The sequence below is a fragment of the Nitrosomonas supralitoralis genome, assembly GCF_003011925.2.
Lineage (GTDB): Bacteria > Pseudomonadota > Gammaproteobacteria > Burkholderiales > Nitrosomonadaceae > Nitrosomonas > Nitrosomonas supralitoralis.
The window spans coordinates 23,834-41,296 of record NZ_PXXU01000003.1 but is presented as its reverse complement, the minus strand read 5'-3'; the positions used below and the strand labels follow the sequence as shown (position 1 = coordinate 41,296).

Annotated in this window: 17 protein-coding genes and 1 pseudogene; 5 read left to right on the top strand and 13 right to left on the bottom strand. The window is 42.9% G+C overall.

All coding sequences use genetic code 11. The features are described from left to right. Window positions 1-8: 8 nt before the first annotated feature. From C7H79_RS01330 to C7H79_RS01270, 13 genes and pseudogenes are all read right to left on the bottom strand, one after another. On the bottom strand, window positions 9-734 hold the full coding sequence (locus C7H79_RS01330) for a YebC/PmpR family DNA-binding transcriptional regulator (protein WP_106705496.1): 726 nt from the start codon (window positions 732-734) through the stop codon (window positions 9-11). Window positions 735-889: 155 nt separating this feature from the next. After that, window positions 890-2,741, bottom strand: a pseudogene (gene glmS, locus C7H79_RS01325) (glutamine--fructose-6-phosphate transaminase (isomerizing)). A gap of 45 nt (window positions 2,742-2,786) precedes the next feature. Further along, window positions 2,787-4,163 (bottom strand): bifunctional UDP-N-acetylglucosamine diphosphorylase/glucosamine-1-phosphate N-acetyltransferase GlmU, encoded by a 1,377-nt coding sequence (gene glmU / locus C7H79_RS01320; RefSeq protein ID WP_106705495.1) that lies wholly within the window; start codon window positions 4,161-4,163, stop codon window positions 2,787-2,789. A gap of 293 nt (window positions 4,164-4,456) precedes the next feature. Further along, complete coding sequence (locus C7H79_RS01315; RefSeq protein ID WP_106705494.1) at window positions 4,457-4,879, bottom strand: F0F1 ATP synthase subunit epsilon; 423 nt, start codon at window positions 4,877-4,879, stop codon at window positions 4,457-4,459. A gap of 17 nt (window positions 4,880-4,896) precedes the next feature. Beyond that, entirely contained in the window at window positions 4,897-6,276 is a 1,380-nt protein-coding gene (gene atpD, locus C7H79_RS01310) for a F0F1 ATP synthase subunit beta (protein WP_106705493.1), read from the bottom strand. Window positions 6,277-6,306: 30 nt separating this feature from the next. Then, a complete protein-coding gene (gene atpG, locus C7H79_RS01305; RefSeq protein ID WP_106705492.1) occupies window positions 6,307-7,191 on the bottom strand; it encodes a F0F1 ATP synthase subunit gamma in 885 nt (294 codons plus the stop codon). Window positions 7,192-7,195: 4 nt separating this feature from the next. Further along, a complete protein-coding gene (atpA, locus tag C7H79_RS01300) occupies window positions 7,196-8,737 on the bottom strand; it encodes a F0F1 ATP synthase subunit alpha (RefSeq protein ID WP_106705491.1) in 1,542 nt (513 codons plus the stop codon). A 12-nt stretch (window positions 8,738-8,749) separates the two neighbouring features. Next, complete coding sequence (locus C7H79_RS01295; protein ID WP_106705490.1) at window positions 8,750-9,286, bottom strand: F0F1 ATP synthase subunit delta; 537 nt, start codon at window positions 9,284-9,286, stop codon at window positions 8,750-8,752. Beyond that, on the bottom strand, window positions 9,286-9,759 hold the full coding sequence (locus tag C7H79_RS01290) for a F0F1 ATP synthase subunit B (protein ID WP_106705489.1): 474 nt from the start codon (window positions 9,757-9,759) through the stop codon (window positions 9,286-9,288). The genes C7H79_RS01295 and C7H79_RS01290 overlap by 1 nt, the downstream gene beginning before the upstream one ends. Window positions 9,760-9,799: 40 nt before the next feature. Next, window positions 9,800-10,072 carry a F0F1 ATP synthase subunit C gene (atpE, locus tag C7H79_RS01285; protein WP_013646518.1) on the bottom strand — a complete coding sequence of 91 codons (273 nt, stop codon included), beginning with the start codon at window positions 10,070-10,072 and terminating at the stop codon, window positions 9,800-9,802. Window positions 10,073-10,126: 54 nt separating this feature from the next. After that, window positions 10,127-10,936, bottom strand: coding sequence for a F0F1 ATP synthase subunit A (gene atpB, locus C7H79_RS01280; protein ID WP_106705488.1), 810 nt, complete (start codon window positions 10,934-10,936; stop codon window positions 10,127-10,129). 17 nt (window positions 10,937-10,953) lie between these two features. Beyond that, the gene (locus C7H79_RS01275; protein WP_106705487.1) at window positions 10,954-11,343 is read right to left on the bottom strand and encodes an ATP synthase subunit I; all 390 of its coding nucleotides are present in this window, start codon (window positions 11,341-11,343) and stop codon (window positions 10,954-10,956) included. Window positions 11,344-11,487: 144 nt separating this feature from the next. Beyond that, window positions 11,488-12,669: an acetyl-CoA C-acyltransferase family protein gene (locus C7H79_RS01270; RefSeq protein WP_106705486.1), complete on the bottom strand. Its 1,182-nt coding sequence runs from the start codon at window positions 12,667-12,669 to the stop codon at window positions 11,488-11,490. 552 nt (window positions 12,670-13,221) lie between these two features. Here C7H79_RS01270 and C7H79_RS01265 point away from each other — a divergent pair. The 5 genes from C7H79_RS01265 to C7H79_RS01245 all read left to right on the top strand — a co-directional run bounded on the left by C7H79_RS01265 (window position 13,222) and on the right by C7H79_RS01245 (window position 17,422). Then, window positions 13,222-13,566, top strand: a complete 345-nt coding sequence (locus C7H79_RS01265; protein ID WP_242447076.1) for a hypothetical protein — start codon at window positions 13,222-13,224, stop codon at window positions 13,564-13,566. Window positions 13,567-13,600: 34 nt separating this feature from the next. Then, a complete protein-coding gene (gene miaB, locus C7H79_RS01260; protein WP_106705485.1) occupies window positions 13,601-14,929 on the top strand; it encodes a tRNA (N6-isopentenyl adenosine(37)-C2)-methylthiotransferase MiaB in 1,329 nt (442 codons plus the stop codon). Window positions 14,930-15,013: 84 nt separating this feature from the next. Next, window positions 15,014-16,012, top strand: coding sequence for a PhoH family protein (locus tag C7H79_RS01255; RefSeq protein WP_106705484.1), 999 nt, complete (start codon window positions 15,014-15,016; stop codon window positions 16,010-16,012). Next, on the top strand, window positions 15,978-16,487 hold the full coding sequence (ybeY, locus tag C7H79_RS01250; RefSeq protein ID WP_106705483.1) for an rRNA maturation RNase YbeY: 510 nt from the start codon (window positions 15,978-15,980) through the stop codon (window positions 16,485-16,487). Before C7H79_RS01255 ends, ybeY begins: the two co-directional genes overlap by 35 nt. Before the next feature lie 86 nt (window positions 16,488-16,573). Continuing rightward, window positions 16,574-17,422: a CorC family transporter gene (locus tag C7H79_RS01245; protein ID WP_106705576.1), complete on the top strand. Its 849-nt coding sequence runs from the start codon at window positions 16,574-16,576 to the stop codon at window positions 17,420-17,422. Window positions 17,423-17,463: the final 41 nt, after the last annotated feature.

Below are 17,463 nucleotides of genomic sequence, written 5' to 3'. Positions count from 1 at the left end.
TTAATTTGTTACTCTTCAAACACGACTGTAGTATATACATTTTGCACATCGTCCAAATTTTCCAGCGCATCTAATAATTTTTGCATTTTTACAGCATCGTCACCCGCAAGCACTGTTTCATTACCGGACTTCATCGTCACTTCTGCCAATTCTGCCTTAAAACCCATCTTCTCCAAGGCATTTTTCACACTCAAGAATTCATGGGGTGCAGTAATTACTTCGATACTACCATCATCATTATTGATCACGTCTTCGGCTCCGCTCTCCAATGCTGCCTCCATGATCTTATCCTCATTTGTTCCTGGAGCGAAAATTAATTGACCACAGTGTTTGAATAGAAAACTAACGGAGCCATCCGTACCCAAATTTCCACCATATTTAGTAAATGCATGACGCACATCAGCCACGGTTCGAACACGATTATCCGTCATGCAATCAACCATAACCGCAACACCTGCTATTCCATATCCTTCATAACGAATTTCTTCATAATCAACGCCATCCAGTGCACCGCAGCCTCGTTTAATCGCACGCTCAACGTTATCTTTTGGCATATTCTGATCGTATGCTTTATCCATCGCCAAACGCAAGCGTGGATTACTATCAGGATCTCCGCCTCCCAACCGAGCAGCCACCGTAATTTCCTTGATAAGCCGGGTAAACACTTTACCGCGCTTGGCATCCTGAGCTGCTTTTTTGTGCTTTATATTTGCCCATTTGCTATGACCAGCCATTTATCAATATCCTTAACTAAAGTAAATTTATATTATCACCCAGCATCCTATGGGTATAGTACCTAGCCCTGCTAGTATAAAGATACGCATGAGATATTCAATTGCATACAAATGTTTTGCTACGTTCAATCTACTTCCACCTATCTTAGCCAATGTTATTCGACAATCACAGCCTTTGCCAGATTCCGCGGTTTGTCTACATCCGTACCTTTCACTAAGGCCACATGATAAGCCAGCAACTGTAATGGTAGAGTATGCAAGATAAGACTCAATAAGCCTGCATGTTCAGATAGACGAATCACGTGCAGATTCTTGCCCTGCGTTATTTGAGAGTCTGCATCCGCAAATACAAAGAGCTCTCCACCCCGGGCATGAACTTCTTGCAAATTTGATTTATGCTTACCTCTCAACTGATCATTTGGCGCTACTGTTACGACAGGCATTACATTATCTACCAGAGTCAGTGGCCCATGTTTCAATTCTTCTGCTGCATATGCTTCAACATGAAAATGCGAAATTTCTTTAAGCTTTAGCGCTCCTTCCATCGCGAAAGGATAATGAATGCCGTGCCCAAGAAATAGTGCGTGGCGTTTTTGCGCAAAGCTTTATTCCCAGATCTTTACCTGCGGCTCAACTTGCAATGCATGTTGCAGGGCCATCGGCAAATGACGAAGCGCTATAATCATCTCCCGCTCACCTTGAACAGATAATTTATGACGCATCTTTGCTAATGTCACTGCCAATAGCAATAGTGAAGCCAACCGTGTGGTAAATGCCTTCGTCGAAGTCACTCCGATCTCTGGACCCACACATGTAAGAAAGCACAATTCAGATCGCCGTATCAATGCACTTACCTGCACATTACAAATAGCAAGACTGTGGTGATAACCTAGCTTCTTAGCATATCTTATGCGCCGCCAGAGTATCTGCAGTTTCACCTGGCTGAGAAATGCCGATTACTAAGGTAGCCTGATCTGCCATTGGATTACGGTAACGGTATTCGCTGGCAATTTCAACGCTGCATTTAGTTTCGGCAACGTTTTCCAACCAGTATCTCGCAACCAGACCTGCATGATGACTTGCTCCACAGGCTACGATTAGAAAATTATTGATTATGAAAAATACTTTCTCAGCCTCATCACCAAACAAAATAGGAGAAACCGATTGAGCATTTAATACCATTTCCAATGTATTAGCTACTGCAATGGGCTGTTCCAATATTTCTTTCTGCATGAATACGCATAGGGTCCTTTCTCGATAGCTTCACTTGATAAATTACTTTCGTGAACAGGTCGCCTAATTTCATTCACTAAGCTCGTGCTAAGGCAATTGACAATACGATAACTGCTGGTAAGTTCAACCCCATCTCCTTCTTCCAGATAAATCATACTTCTAGTTGCTTTTAAAAAAGCGGATGCATCAGAAGCCGAATAATCACCATTTTCACCTAAACCCGATAACAATGGCGCTCCATTACGCACCAAAACAATTCTTTCTGGTCGAGCCTCCTCCATGACCGCTATCGCATAAGCACCCTGCAGTTCAACAATTGATACACAGACCGCTGTGACCAAATCAGCGTTATGCTTGAGATTAAAAGCAATTAAGTGCGCAATTACTTCAGAGTCAGTATCAGAAATAAATTCGAATCCTTCTACGTGCAAACGTTTGCGCATTGCTTCATAATTTTCTATTATGCCATTATGGGCGATGACGATTCGGGCGGGAGATTCTGGTGTCCCAGAAAAATGAGGATGCGCATTATGCTCAGAAGGGGCTCCATGCGTCGCCCAGCGAGTATGTGCTACCAGCCAAACCATGTATATTCGCATCATTAGCAAGCTTTTGCAGCTCAGCTACCCGTCCTATTGTGCGCAATCTTTACAAGTCGTCACTTGTCACCACCAAACCGGCGGAATCATACCCTCGATATTCTAAGTGTAGTAGTCCATCCAATAATACTGGCACAACATTTCTCCTAGCTATGGCACCAACTATTCCAGACATATCGCATTTTCCCGCTGCTCAGGCTGAAAAGAATATAATACTATTTTATTTGATTGTTTGTTTTTTTGGACGCCTCCATCCAACCACGCTAATTTGCTTCGATCTGGATAAAGTAAGCTGATTTTCTGGTGTTTCTTTGGTAATCGTTGATCCAGCGCCAATTGTGGTGCCTTTTGATATCTTAACCGGCGCAATAAGTTGCGTATCAGATCCTATAAACACATCATCCTCAATAATAGTATGATGCTTGTTAACGCCATCGTAATTACAAGTAATTGTTCCTGCGCCTATATTGACATTTTTCCCAATTCCGGAATCGCCAATATAGCTTAAATGGTTCGCTTTACTCCCTGTACCGATCTGACTATTCTTAACCTCAACGAAATTACCAATCTGCACTTTGCTCGCTAATCGGGTACCAGGACGAATACGTGCATAAGGGCCAATTTTACAATTCTCGCCAATCTCAGCATCTTCCACCATGCTAAAAGGATTAATAATACTTCCCGACGCTACTGTTACATTTTTTAGTATGCAATTAGCCCCTATCCGCACGAAATTACCAAGTTTAACAGTACCTTCAAATATACAATTAATATCAATTTCAACATCGCTTCCGCAAAGAAGTTCACCTCGTATGTCAATTCTTGCTGGATCAATTAAACTAACACCTGCATCCAGTAACTTATTCGCACAATGTTGCTGAAAAAGCCTTTCGAGTTCTGCCAGTTGGCATTTGTTATTAACTCCCTTAACTTCCCAGAAATTCTCAGCCTGTGACGAAATTACAGAAACACCACTTTTAACAGCCAAAGCAATAATATCTGTCAAGTAATATTCAAGTTGCGTGTTATTATTTTCGATGTTGGGCAGCCATTTATGAAGATACGCATTCGGTATGAGCATAATGCCTGTATTAATTTCATGTATACCTTGTTGTTCGACGCTGGCATCTTTTTGTTCTACAATCGCAGTAATTTCACTGCTTTCTAAATCACGCACCACTCTGCCGTACCCAAAAGGATTTTCGAGTATTGCTGATAGCATTACACAGTTATCCCCATTCGCTGCGTTTACTAGCTGTCGCAATGTATAGCTACTAACTAATGGTACATCCCCGTAGAGGATAAGTGTCAAACCCGCATGATCAAGTTGAGGTAGAGCTTGCATTACCGCGTGCCCGGTCCCAAGCTGTTGCTTCTGTATAATCCACCTTAGATCATCCCCAATGATCGATTGCTTTATCTTCTCTCCATCATGCCCAATGATTACAAAAATTTTGCTAGGAGATAGCATTCGAGCTGTATTAATTACGTGCGCTAGTAATGGGCGATCTGCCAAAGTATGCAGTACTTTTGGAAGCGAAGAGTGCATACGTTTGCCAGCACCTGCTGCGAGTATTACGATATTAAGTTGCAACATAATTCAAATTGGTTTCTGAAGAAATATTCGGATTTAAACACATTGACTATAACTTCATTGTAACCTCTTGAACCAGTACTCGGAAGTGTGAACATAATAATTTTTATATCTGACACTTAGTTAATTGCTAAACCTAACTGTAATTTAATAGTAGGCACAAAAAAAGACGACTTAAGTCGTCTTTTTTACTTATCCTAGGCATATAGTTGCAACCAAGAAAATACTAATAATCGCTTAATTCCATTAATCTTAAGTAAACATCAACCGAAAAACGATAATTTAGTCCGTAGAGATTAATGCCCACGTTTTCTTAGTTTATCAATCGCTGCTAGCTGAGACATAGCTTCAATCAATTCAGCCTGCGCTCTGACATAATCCAACTCGGATTCTTTGTTTTTCATAGCTTCTTCAGCAGCTCTTTTCGCCTCGAGTGCTTTAGCTTCATCTAAATCGTCGCTACGCACAGCAGTATCCGCTAGGATGGTAACAATATCTGGCTGGACTTCCAGCATCCCGCCAGATACGTATATTAATTCCTCTTCTTTTAGTTGAGCTTTAATACGCACCATTCCTGATTTTATTTTTGTCAGCATTGGCGTGTGTCGCGGATAAATACCTACCTCACCCATTTGTGCTGGCGCGACCATAAACTCTACCGGTCCAGAATAAATTGATTCTTCAGCACTTACTATATCAAGATGAAAAATGGTGCCCATCACTATTTTCTCTAAGTTTATTGAAGGGTTTTAGCTTTTTCGACAGCTTCTTCGATATTACCAACCATATAAAATGCTTGTTCTGGCAAATCATCGTATTCACCACCAACAATGCCTTTAAATCCTTTGATAGTATCTTTCAGGGATACATATTTCCCTGGTGAGCCCGTAAATACTTCTGCCACATTAAAAGGTTGAGATAAAAATCTCTGAATCTTACGAGCTCTACTAACAGCCAGCTTATCTTCAGGAGATAACTCATCCATACCTAAAATAGCAATAATATCTCTTAATTCCTTATAGCGCTGCAAAGTTTGCTGCACTGCGCGAGCTGTATTGTAATGCTCTTCTCCCACAACTTGCGGATCAAGTTGACGTGAAGTTGAATCAAGAGGATCTACAGCTGGATAAATTCCTAATGAAGCTATATCGCGTGACAGTACTACCGTAGCGTCCAAATGACCAAAGGTAGTAGCAGGTGACGGATCGGTTAAATCATCAGCTGGTACATATACAGCCTGTATTGATGTGATAGAGCCAGTTTTTGTTGATGTTATACGCTCTTGCAACCGTCCCATTTCTTCAGCGAGGGTTGGCTGATATCCTACCGCTGACGGCATACGTCCAAGCAAAGCAGAAACTTCTGTTCCAGCCAAGGTATAGCGATATATATTATCTACAAAAAATAATACGTCACGACCTTCATCACGGAAAGATTCTGCCATTGTAAGGCCGGTTAATGCTACACGCAAACGATTTCCAGGCGGCTCATTCATCTGCCCATAAACAAGAGCAACCTTATCCAGCACCTTAGAATCTTTCATTTCATGATAAAAGTCATTCCCCTCGCGGGTGCGCTCTCCCACACCTGCAAATACCGAATATCCACTATGCTCAATCGCAATATTACGGATCAATTCCATCATATTGACCGTTTTTCCTACACCTGCACCACCAAATAATCCGACTTTTCCACCTTTAGCAAACGGGCAAATCAAGTCTATCACTTTGATGCCAGTTTCCAACAGCTCTGTAGATGCCGAAAGCTCATCAAAAGCAGGAGCCTCTCGATGTATCGACATCTGCTGCTCAGCACCGATATCTCCCATTTCATCTATCGGGCGACCCAAAACATCCATGATACGTCCTAACGTTTTGATTCCAACAGGCACATGAATCTGTTTTCCGCTATTTTGCACCATCATTCCACGACGCAATCCATCTGAGGAACCCAGTGCAATTGTGCGAACCACACCATCACCTAACTGCTGTTGCACTTCGAGCGTAAGCTCAGAACCTTCCATTATTAATGCATCATATACTTTTGGTAGAGATTCGCGCGGAAACTCCACATCAATCACTGCACCAATACACTGAACAATTTTTCCTTGACTCATTGTTGTTCCCTAAACAAATACAAAAATTTTTTAAACAGCTGCCGCGCCGCCGACAATTTCTGACAATTCCTTCGTAATTGCCGCTTGCCTAGATTTGTTATAAATCAGTGTCAATTCATCAATAACATTACCGGCGTTGTCAGATGCAGCTTTCATCGCAACCATCCTTGCCGATTGCTCTGACGCCATATTTTCAGCCACAGCTTGATATATTAAAGCCTCAATATATCGAACCATAATATCATCGATGACCGGCTTCGCCTCTGGTTCATAAATATAATCCCAAGATATTTTTTCCGGTGCATCGTTTTGATTATCGCTTTGCATAATCTCATCAGTTAAAGGGAGTAGTTGTTCCATAACTGGCTGTTGCTTCATGGTATTGATAAAACGATTATAAAAGATAAACACTCGGTCAAACTGATCCTGTGTATAACCGTCCAGTACAACTTTAACTGCGCCAATGAGTCTTGCCATATCCGGTGTATCGCCAAGCCCTACAACTTGCGAGGTAATATTCGCACCAATCCGGCTCATAAAACCCAAACCTTTGTTACCGATACAACAAGCCTCTATCTGCTCTCCCTCGTTACTCCATATTTTCATCTGGTTTAAAGTTTTGCGTAACACATTCGTGTTCAATCCACCGCACAATCCTTTGTCTGAAGTAACGACAATAATTCCGATTTTTTTGACCGTATCCCTTTCGATCAAGAATGGGTGTCTATACTCGGTATTTGCTCGGCTCATATGCGCAGCAACATTTCGAATTTTTTCTCCGTAAGGTCGCGCTTTTTTCATACGTTCTTGAGCTTTACGCATTTTTGATGCCGCTACCATTTCCATTGCACGCGTTATTTTTTGCGTGTTTTTAACACTCTTTATTTTATTGCGTATTTCTCTGCTGCCGGCCATATGTTTAATAAGTTCCGCTTTGCTTAAATTCCATAATTGCTGCTGTCAATTCCTTTTCAGTTCCAGCATCAAGCTCTTTGTTTTTCTCTATATTGTCTAGAATTTTTCCATGTTGGTTGCGAATGTAGCTCTTCAGAGCAGATTCGAATGCTAAAGCACGACCAACTTCCACATCATCGAAATAACCATTATTAATGGCAAACAAAGTAAGAGCCATTTCTGAAACACTGAGGGTTGCATACTGAGGTTGCTTCATAAGCTCAGTGGCCATTTTCCCACGCTCTAGCTGTTTTCGTGTTGCCTCATCTAAATCAGATGCAAATTGAGCAAAAGCAGCTAACTCACGGTATTGCGCTAAAGCCAAACGAATGCCGCCGCCTAGCTTTTTAATCACCTTGGTTTGTGCTGCACCACCCACACGGGAAACGGAAACACCAGCGTTTATAGCCGGGCGTATACCCGCATTAAACAAATCAGACTCAAGAAAAATTTGTCCATCAGTAATAGAAATCACATTGGTAGGAACGAAAGCAGTTACGTCACCAGCTTGCGTCTCAATGATCGGGAGGGCAGTTAAAGAGCCCGTTTTACCTTTTACCTCTCCATTTGTCGCCTTTTCAACATAAGCTGCACTCACTCTCGCCGCTCTTTCCAGTAAACGCGAATGAAGATAAAAAACGTCTCCCGGATATGCCTCACGACCTGGGGGGCGCCTCAAGAGCAAAGAAATTTGCCGATAAGCCCATGCTTGCTTAGTTAAGTCGTCATAAACAATTAATGCATCCTGCCCTTTGTCTCGGAAATATTCGCCCATAGTGCAACCTGAATATGGCGCAATAAACTGCATCGCAGCTGACTCTGAGGCTGTAGCCGCCACCACAATGGTATATTCCATTGCGCCATGTTCTTCGAGTTTACGCACTACGTTTGCAATTGATGATGCTTTTTGACCGACCGCCACATAAATACAAAACATGTTTTGGCCTTTCTGATTAAGTATCGCATCAATTGCCACAGCGGTCTTTCCTGTTTGACGATCGCCAATGATCAATTCGCGCTGACCGCGACCAACCGGTACCATAGAATCCACAGCTTTCAATCCAGTTTGCACTGGTTGATCTACAGACTGACGCCAGATAACACCTGGCGCAATTTTCTCAATCGGCTCCGATCTTACAGCTGTAATAGGCCCTTTTCCGTCTATTGGTTGGCCCAGTGCATTTACAACACGCCCTAACAAGCCTTCTCCAACTGGTACCTCGAGAATACGCCCGGTACATTTGACTATATCACCTTCACAGATATGTTCATAGGCACCCATAATAACCGCACCTACTGAATCTCTCTCAAGATTCAATGCCAAGCCAAAAGTATTGCCTGGAAACTCTAACATTTCCCCTTGCATTACATCTGACAATCCATGTATGCGAACAATACCGTCTGTTACAGAGACAATAGTTCCTTGCGTACGAACCTCTGCCGTATCCGCAAGTCCCTCAATCCTTTTTTTAATCAGTTCACTGATTTCGGATGGATTTAACTGCATTTATTTTAACTCCTAGCTTTTAAGGGCAACAGCCATAGCTTCTAGTTTCCCGCGAACTGATGCATCTAAAGTTTCATCACCAATTTCCACTTTGACGCCACCTATCAGTTCAGGATCAACACTCACTTGAGCTTCTATTTTTCGATTAAATTTTTGCTCTAATTTATTAACTAATTTATTAATTTGATCGCTTTGCATTTTGAATGCACTGATGATTTTAGCTTCCAAAACTCCTTCATGCTGTGCTTTCAATTGCTCAAATAATTGACTTACCTGAGGCAACACTAACACCCGTTTATTTTCAGCCATCAGCATAATAAGATTTCGCGCTTCAGCCGTGAATTTATTTCCACCAACCTCTTGAATCAACTCACCTAACTGTTTAATTGATATCAGCGGATTCCCGATCAGAAGCTTCACTTGATCATCTTGCGCTATTGCTGCCGCAAGCTGTAATATTTTTGACCATTGAGACAACTCCTTACTTTCAACAGCAAGCTTATACGCCGCTTCCGCATACGGTCTTGCAACAGTAATTGCTTCAGCCATTATTTTAAATCTTCCCTTATTGCCACAAGCAGATCCGCATGCGCTGCAGCATCTATTTCTCGACGCAATATTTTGGCTGCTCCCGCGACCGCCAATTCAGCAACCTGCTGCCTCAGCACCTCTTTTGCACTAAAAATTTCATGCTCAATATCAGCTTTTGCGCCAGCAACGATTCGGTCTCCCTCTTCTTTTGCTGTGTGTTTCGCCTCTTCAATGACTTCTGTAGCGCGCTTTTCAGCTTGCGCAATTATTTCTGAAGCACGCTGCTTCGCATCCTTCAGCACATCAGACGAACGGTGACTTGCCAATTCTAATTCGTGACGACCGCGCTCACCAGCGGCCAAACCATCAGCAATGTTTTTTTGCCGCTCTTCTATTGCTCTCAACAATGGCGGCCACACGTACCTAATAGTAAACCAAATGAAGACTGAAAAGGCTATCGCCTGAGAAATTAAAGTAAAGTTAATATTCATGACAAGCCTGTATTATCTGATCTAAACAGCAAAAGCATTATTACTGAATTACTGCCAACAATGGATTACCAAATGCAAACAACATCGCCAAACCAACAGCAATAATAAATGATGCGTCCGTTAAGCCCAACAACAGGAATACCTTTCCCTGCAAAGTTGGAATCATCTCTGGCTGACGTGCGGCTCCCTCAAGAAAACGGCTACACATTACCCCCACGCCAATACACGCACCAGCGGCACCAAGACCGATCATCAAACCAATACCTATCCCAGTATATGCCTGAATCATTGCCAAATACTGCAAATTCTCCATTTTAATTTCCTTCTGTAAGATTAAAAATATACAACAAAAAAATCTAGATCTTATTTAATGCGACTCATGTGCCATCGATAAATATACAACCGTCAACATCATGAAGATAAATGCCTGCAATGTAACAATCAAGATATGGAATATCGCCCAACCCGCTCCCAATATTGCGCCAAAGATTGTACCGGATACGCCTGTAGCTGCCCACATGCCCAGCAGTAGAAAAATAATCTCGCCAGCATATATGTTACCAAAAAGACGCAGAGAATGAGATAGCGGTTTTGAAACGTATTCAATAAAATTGAACAACAGATTCAACAACCATAGCAAAGGATTTTTCCCAAATGGCGTGCAGAAAAGCTCATACATCCAACCACCAAGCCCCTTGACTTTCACATTAAAGAAAATCATGAGCAACCAGATTGATAAAGCCAATGCAAAAGTTGTATTGACATCTGTTGTGGGCACTATCTTCCAATTGTGTAAGCCAAACGCATGCTCTAGAATCCAAGCCATAATATCTATTGGCAAAATATCCATGGCATTCATCATCAAGACCCACACAAAAATTGTCAATGCTGCAGGCGCAACAAACACATGCCGATTACCGTGAAATGAATTCTTGACCTCATTATCAATGAACTCAACAGCGAGCTCGACAAAAGCTTGAGTCTTGGACGGTACGCCAGAGGTTGCCTTTCGCACTACTAGCCATATAAAACCTATGCTTATAACACCCAAAATAATGGATGTCACCAAGGTATCAACATGAAGAACCCAAAATGAACCTTCTTTGATTTGTACTGTTAAATAGGTGAGGTGATGCTCAATGTATGATGTGGGTGTAAGTTCTGTATTTGATGCCATCTGCTGCCTGCTTTTACTTATGAATTTATCTTATCTTTAGTATCGTCTTTTAACAATAGCGCCATGCTATAAACTAGAACCATCAGGACAAATGTTCCTATAAATACAAATGCATTAACATTTGCATATAATTTAAACACCATCCATAGCAGACCCACTGTCAATATTATTTTTACCGCTTCAGCTCTTAACGCCGTCCTAATTGTTTCTCCTGCCGTATAACCTTTATGGCGGGATATCATGAACGCAAAAGCTGCTGAGGAAATTACACTTGTTGCTCCGCCCAGCATTGCTGAAATTGCACTGTGCATGTCGAGAATAAACCAAAAGACAATTACCAACGCAAATGTGATTAACAGTTGTATGCGCAGAACAATTCTAAGTGGTCTATTCTTTATCCAAGACATTTTCCACCTGCCCTTAGAACAGACAACATCCCTACACTTAAAAAAGGCGCAACTATAGCTTAATTGTCCCTATCAGTCAACGAGAACTGGCATTTAACTTTTATCGCTACTGCACCTCTTTTACCAACCAAAACCAAACTTAACCTATTTAAGTATTTCGAAGATTGCCGCAATCCCTTGGCCACCGCCAATACACATAGTCACCAATGCATAACGTCCCCCGGTGCGCTGTAACTCATACAGCGCTTTGATAGCTAGTATACAACCCGTCGCGCCTATCGGATGACCCAATGCCACTGCACCTCCATTCGGATTAGTTTTTTCTGGATCAAACTGTAATTCTTTTGCGACAGCGCAGGCTTGCACGGCAAATGCCTCATTGGATTCAATTACATCCATATCAGCTAGTTTTAAATTGGCACGCCCCAAAGCTGTCTGTACAGCGGGTACCGGTCCGATGCCCATAAATTTAGGATCAACACCTGAATGACCATAGGAAACCAAACGTGCCATGGGCTTCAAGCCGCATTTATGTGCTGCACCGCTCTCCATCAACACCACCGCTGCAGCACTATCGTTTATACCGGAAGCATTGCCCGCAGTTACCGTTCCTTCCTTTTTAAAAACAGTTCGAAGTTTAGCCAAGCTTTCCAAACTCGTGTCTTTTCGTGGATGTTCATCGGTATCAAAAATAATGGTTTTTTTACCAGCAATTAGTTCAACAGGCAATATTTGCTCTTTGAAAAAGCCATTATTAATTGCATGCAAGGCACGACGGTGACTTTCCACTGCAAATGCATCCTGCTCTTCTCTGCTAATCCGCCATTTTTCTGCAATATTTTCAGCCGTGACTCCCATATGCACTTGATCAAATGGATCGGTAAGCGCGCCAACCATCATGTCCACGGCACTTCCATTATTCATGCGCTGCCCCCAGCGCAATGCCGGTAATAAATAACCACCTCGACTCATAGACTCCGCACCACCCGCGACAGCCACATCAGTATCATTGAGCAAAATATTTTGACTAGCCGAAATAATGGCTTGCAAACCGCTGCCACACAAACGATTCACAGCCATCGCTGAAGTATGCTGCGGCAGACCGCCATTGATGCAGGCTATGCGCGCCAGATACATATCACGTGACTCTCCATGAATCACATTACCAAAAATCAGATGCCCAACATCATTAGGATCAATTCCTGCGCGCAATATGGCCTCTCGCACTACTTTTGCTGCCAGATCAGACGGTGCTATCTGTTGCAATGCGCCACCGTATTCACCAATGGCTGTGCGTACTCCACTTAAAATTACCACATCCCTCATGTATCTTCCTTCCTGGACTGAAGCCCGTTGAACAATCATACGAAAAAAATCCAGCGATTATTTGAATCTCAGACTGAGCAACAATTATTTGCGTGTACTCAGCTCTAATAAATCTCATGCAGAAGTGTCAACAATTCACTTAGCTACGTCTTAATCTGTTTATTAACCGCATTCATACAACTGTCGGCAAACCTCAGAAGTGTTTCAGCATCCCTATTTTCAGTACTTAATCCAACAGCACACTCCACTCTCTTTGAGGTCTCACCATTCGCAATTTAAGTGCATTAAAGTCCAATTAAACCAAATAAATAGATGCAGAAACCACATACATGGATATCAGCTTACTCAAGAATCCATCTCTCATTTCCAGATTTACTTGTCGCAACATATTCAGTTCATCCGGATTTACTATAGTGCACTCGACAATCCTTAATAATAGATTATGTTGTTTTGCCAACAATTAGCGTATCATGAGTTGCTAATAATTTTAGGTATTAATCAACTTTCGACCCCTTGGCGCATTTGATTATTTCACTGCAGCCCTGTTAGCTTATGAACAAATCTCGAAAGATCTCCATATTACTTCTGATTGTGTTGTTAGCTTTGACACAACCATCATTTAGTCAACAAACAAGAACATTTCCTTTGGATAGCAAACTAGGGAACTTGACGACTGTTTCTTTTCCGGTGTTCGTCATTAATAACCAGCAACTGAAAATGGGGTCAGGCGGACAAATTCGTGGGGTTGATAATTTAATTATTTTACCCAATGCCGCAAACTATAATGGCTATATTCGCTATCAATTGGATATCATGGGAAATTTGCATCGTGTTTGGATTCTGACCCCAGATGAAGTCGAGGAAGCGGAACATCAAGGACAGCAAATACTTCGATAGCACATTAATCTTTTTATATTCAAAGAACTAATCCGTGAATAACAAACTTTATATCAAAACTTTTGGATGCCAAATGAACGAGTATGACTCGGAAAAAATGGCAGATGTGCTGCACGCGGCTTATGGTATGGAACCTACCAATGATCCGGCCGAAGCCGATATGATCTTATTCAACACCTGTTCTGTGCGCGAAAAAGCACAAGAAAAAGTATTCCATGATCTGGGACGAGTACGGCACTTGAAAGAACGTAACCCTAATTTACTAATCGGTGTAGGCGGCTGCGTTGCCAGTCAGGAAGGCAAGGCAATTGTCAGTCGCGCACCATTTGTCGATGTGGTATTTGGCCCACAAACTTTACACCGATTGCCACAACTCATCGAAGCACGCAAGGCAACCGGACGCTCGCAGGTCGATATTTCGTTTCCTGAGATCGAAAAATTCGATCATCTACCACCTGCCCGTACTGAAGGTGTCACAGCGTTTGTCTCAATCATGGAAGGTTGTAGTAAATACTGCAGTTTCTGCGTAGTTCCATATACTCGTGGTGAGGAAGTCTCCCGTCCGCTGCATGACGTATTGACAGAAATCGCCATACTTGCCGACCAAAATATTAAGGAAATCACTTTATTGGGGCAGAATGTCAATGCCTACCTAGGTATGATGAGCGATGGCGATATTGCTGATTTTGCTTTATTGCTCGAATATATCCATGAAATTCCAGGAATTGAGCGCATCCGCTACACCACTTCTCATCCTAAAGAATTTACTACACGCCTGATTCAGGCATACAACCAGCTACCGAAACTAGTCAATCACTTGCACTTGCCGGTGCAATCTGGTTCTGACCGAGTGCTGGCCGCAATGAAGCGGGGTTATAGCGTGCTGGAATACAAATCAATTATCCGGAAGCTGCGCACTATTCGCCCGGACATATCTTTATCATCAGATTTCATCGTCGGCTTCCCCGGAGAAACCGAAGCTGATTTCCAGGCAACGCTGAAGTTGGTTGAAGACATAAATTATGACGATTCCTACAGTTTCGTATATAGCCCGCGCCCCGGAACACCAGCAGCGGACTTACCTGACGACATGTCACAGGAAGAAAAAATGGAGCGACTACACCGTTTACAAGCACAATTGAGCCTGCAATCCCGGAAAATCAGTCAGCAGATGATCGGCTCAATTCAACGAGTATTGCTGGAAGGCATATCTAAAAAGAACCTTGATGAATTGAGCGGACGCACGGATAACAACCGTGTCGTCAATTTAGCCGGAAACTCAGAGCTGATTGGTCATTTTGTTAACGTACGTATCACCGAAGCCCGTGCTCATTCGTTGCGCGGGGAGATTGTGTATGAATAAGAAACATGTCCATAACTTGAATTTTACTTGCAAAGTATCCCGTGCGCTGCGAAAATCACCATATCGAAATAGCACTGTCTGACATTGAAACCAACTCCTCTGGAAATCTCTTTTACACCCACAGATAACCAGCGCCTTGCTAATTTGTGCGGCGCTCTGGATGAAAACCTGAAACAAGTCGAGACCGCGTTGGATGTCACCATTTCTCGGCGTGGCGAACTTTTCAGTTTATCCGGCAACTCCGGCCAAACAAAACTTGCAGCGCAAGTATTGCGTGATTTTTATAGTCAATCTCAGCACCACTTAAGCTTAGAACAGATTCAGCTGGGTTTGATCGAAGCAATGAATCTACAACATAAAGCAAAAAATAAAGATGTCGCCATCGATCGCATCGACGACGCACAACCAGCATCCCCCGGACTATTGACACGCCGCAGCAACTTATATGGCCGCACACCACGCCAAGTTCAGTATTTGCAGCAAATACAGGAACATGACATCACATTCGCTATAGGTCCCGCTGGCACCGGAAAAACCTATCTTGCCGTTGCCAGTGCAGTCGATGCGCTTGAGCGTGACTTAGTATCCCGCTTGATTCTGGTTCGACCTGCCGTTGAAGCCGGTGAACGGTTGGGGTTTTTACCGGGTGATATGACTCAAAAAGTCGATCCATACTTACGTCCCCTTTATGATGCATTATATGATTTAATGGGCTTTGAAAAGACAGCCAAGCAGTTTGAGCGCAATACCATCGAGATCGCACCGCTGGCTTTTATGCGTGGACGCACATTGAATCAGTCATTCATTATTCTGGATGAGGCACAAAACACCACGCCAGAGCAAATGAAAATGTTTCTGACACGCATGGGACTCGGCTCAAAAGCGGTTATTACCGGCGATGTTACACAAATTGACCTACCCAAGCATCAGAAAAGCGGCCTGGTAGAAGCTGAGCAGATTCTGAAAGACATACGTGGCGTTGCCTTCACTCGTTTTCTGTCTGAGGATGTAGTAAGACACCCCCTGGTTCAACGCATTGTCACCGCCTATGAAAAGCACGACAAACAAGCTCGGGAATCTTGATCGTCCAACTCCGAAAGTAAAATCATTCAGTCTGATGGTGCAATACGCAACAGAGTGCACCGCGGTACCCACACGATCGCAGTTTCGTCGTTGGGCCAAAGCAGCACTAATGCAAGAGGCCGAAATTGTCGTACGACTTGTTGATGAAATGGAAGGACGGGAACTTAACCAGCAATTTCGTAATAAAAATTACGCCACTAACGTGCTAACCTTTGTTTATGACGACATGCAACCTTTGACAGGCGACATCATATTATGTGCACCAGTAATTAGCGAAGAGGCACTACAACAGCACAAATACCTAACAGCACATTACGCTCATCTTACCATTCATGGCATGTTGCATTTACAAGGCTATGATCATGTTGAAGATGCTGATGCGGCAACGATGGAACAATTGGAAACACAAATACTGACCAAACTTGGTTTTGAAAACCCTTATCTAGAGTATGACGATGCAAATTCCGTGCAATAGTCGTGCAATGCTTTTTTTCTCAGGAAACTGGCAAAGAAAATTGCTGCTCCATTTTTTTCTCACATCCACTGGATTTTAAATATATCATGGACGACCCTCCACCTAAAAACGGCTGGTTAGAGCGGCTAGGCGCGATGCTAATCCGCAAACCGGAAGATCGCGAACAGCTAATCACCCTGTTGCACTCTGCCTTTGAGCGCAACTTACTCGATTCTGATGCACTCAGCATGATTGAAGGTGTCATGCAGGTTTCAGAAATGCAGGCACGCGATATCATGGTACCGCGTTCGCAAATGGACGTTGTCGATATCAGCAAGAAACCTGAGCTATTCATTCCGTTTGTAATTGAAGCGGCGCATTCACGTTTTCCGGTTATAGAAGGAAGCGAGGATGAAATTATCGGCATTCTGCTGGCTAAAGATTTACTGCGCTATTACGCCGATCCGGAAGAATTCAATATTCGCGATATGTTGCGTCCTGCCGTATTCATACCGGAATCCAAGCGGCTCAATATATTGTTGAAGGAATTTCGCAGCAACCGCAACCATATGGCCATCATCGTAAATGAGTATGGAGGCATAGCTGGATTAGTGACGATCGAGGATGTACTCGAACAGATTGTGGGAGAAATTGAAGATGAATACGACTTTGATGATGAGGAAGATAATATCGTCATGGAATCGGACGGACTCTACCGTGTCAAGGCAATCACCGAAATTGACAACTTCAATGAAGTACTCGGTGCAAACTTCAGCAACGAAGATTTCGATACCATAGGCGGCTTGGTACTCAACAAATTTGGCCGTTTGCCGAATCGCAGCGAAGCAGCCATAATCGGTCAATTCAGATTCACTGTGCAGCGGGTTGATAGCCGTCGATTACATGTACTTAAAGTGGAAAAACTTGCAGCAGAAGTAGAAACACCCGCAGAATAAGTGCCTCCATAAAACTTTCACGCACTTATTATTTTTCCGGC

Coding starts and splice junctions, on each gene's coding strand:
- atpG (WP_106705492.1), bottom strand. CDS start 7,191: ATGGCCGGCAGCAGAGAAATACGCAATAAAATAAAGAGTGTTAAAAAC.
- atpE (WP_013646518.1), bottom strand. CDS start 10,072: ATGGAGAATTTGCAGTATTTGGCAATGATTCAGGCATATACTGGGATA.
- C7H79_RS01275 (WP_106705487.1), bottom strand. CDS start 11,343: ATGTCTTGGATAAAGAATAGACCACTTAGAATTGTTCTGCGCATACAA.
- C7H79_RS01315 (WP_106705494.1), bottom strand. CDS start 4,879: ATGGGCACCATTTTTCATCTTGATATAGTAAGTGCTGAAGAATCAATT.
- atpB (WP_106705488.1), bottom strand. CDS start 10,936: ATGGCATCAAATACAGAACTTACACCCACATCATACATTGAGCATCAC.
- C7H79_RS01245 (WP_106705576.1), top strand. CDS start 16,574: ATGGACGACCCTCCACCTAAAAACGGCTGGTTAGAGCGGCTAGGCGCG.
- glmU (WP_106705495.1), bottom strand. CDS start 4,163: ATGTTGCAACTTAATATCGTAATACTCGCAGCAGGTGCTGGCAAACGT.
- ybeY (WP_106705483.1), top strand. CDS start 15,978: ATGAAAAGCACGACAAACAAGCTCGGGAATCTTGATCGTCCAACTCCG.
- atpD (WP_106705493.1), bottom strand. CDS start 6,276: ATGAGTCAAGGAAAAATTGTTCAGTGTATTGGTGCAGTGATTGATGTG.
- C7H79_RS01265 (WP_242447076.1), top strand. CDS start 13,222: ATGAACAAATCTCGAAAGATCTCCATATTACTTCTGATTGTGTTGTTA.
- C7H79_RS01270 (WP_106705486.1), bottom strand. CDS start 12,669: ATGAGGGATGTGGTAATTTTAAGTGGAGTACGCACAGCCATTGGTGAA.
- C7H79_RS01295 (WP_106705490.1), bottom strand. CDS start 9,286: ATGGCTGAAGCAATTACTGTTGCAAGACCGTATGCGGAAGCGGCGTAT.
- atpA (WP_106705491.1), bottom strand. CDS start 8,737: ATGCAGTTAAATCCATCCGAAATCAGTGAACTGATTAAAAAAAGGATT.
- C7H79_RS01330 (WP_106705496.1), bottom strand. CDS start 734: ATGGCTGGTCATAGCAAATGGGCAAATATAAAGCACAAAAAAGCAGCT.
- C7H79_RS01290 (WP_106705489.1), bottom strand. CDS start 9,759: ATGAATATTAACTTTACTTTAATTTCTCAGGCGATAGCCTTTTCAGTC.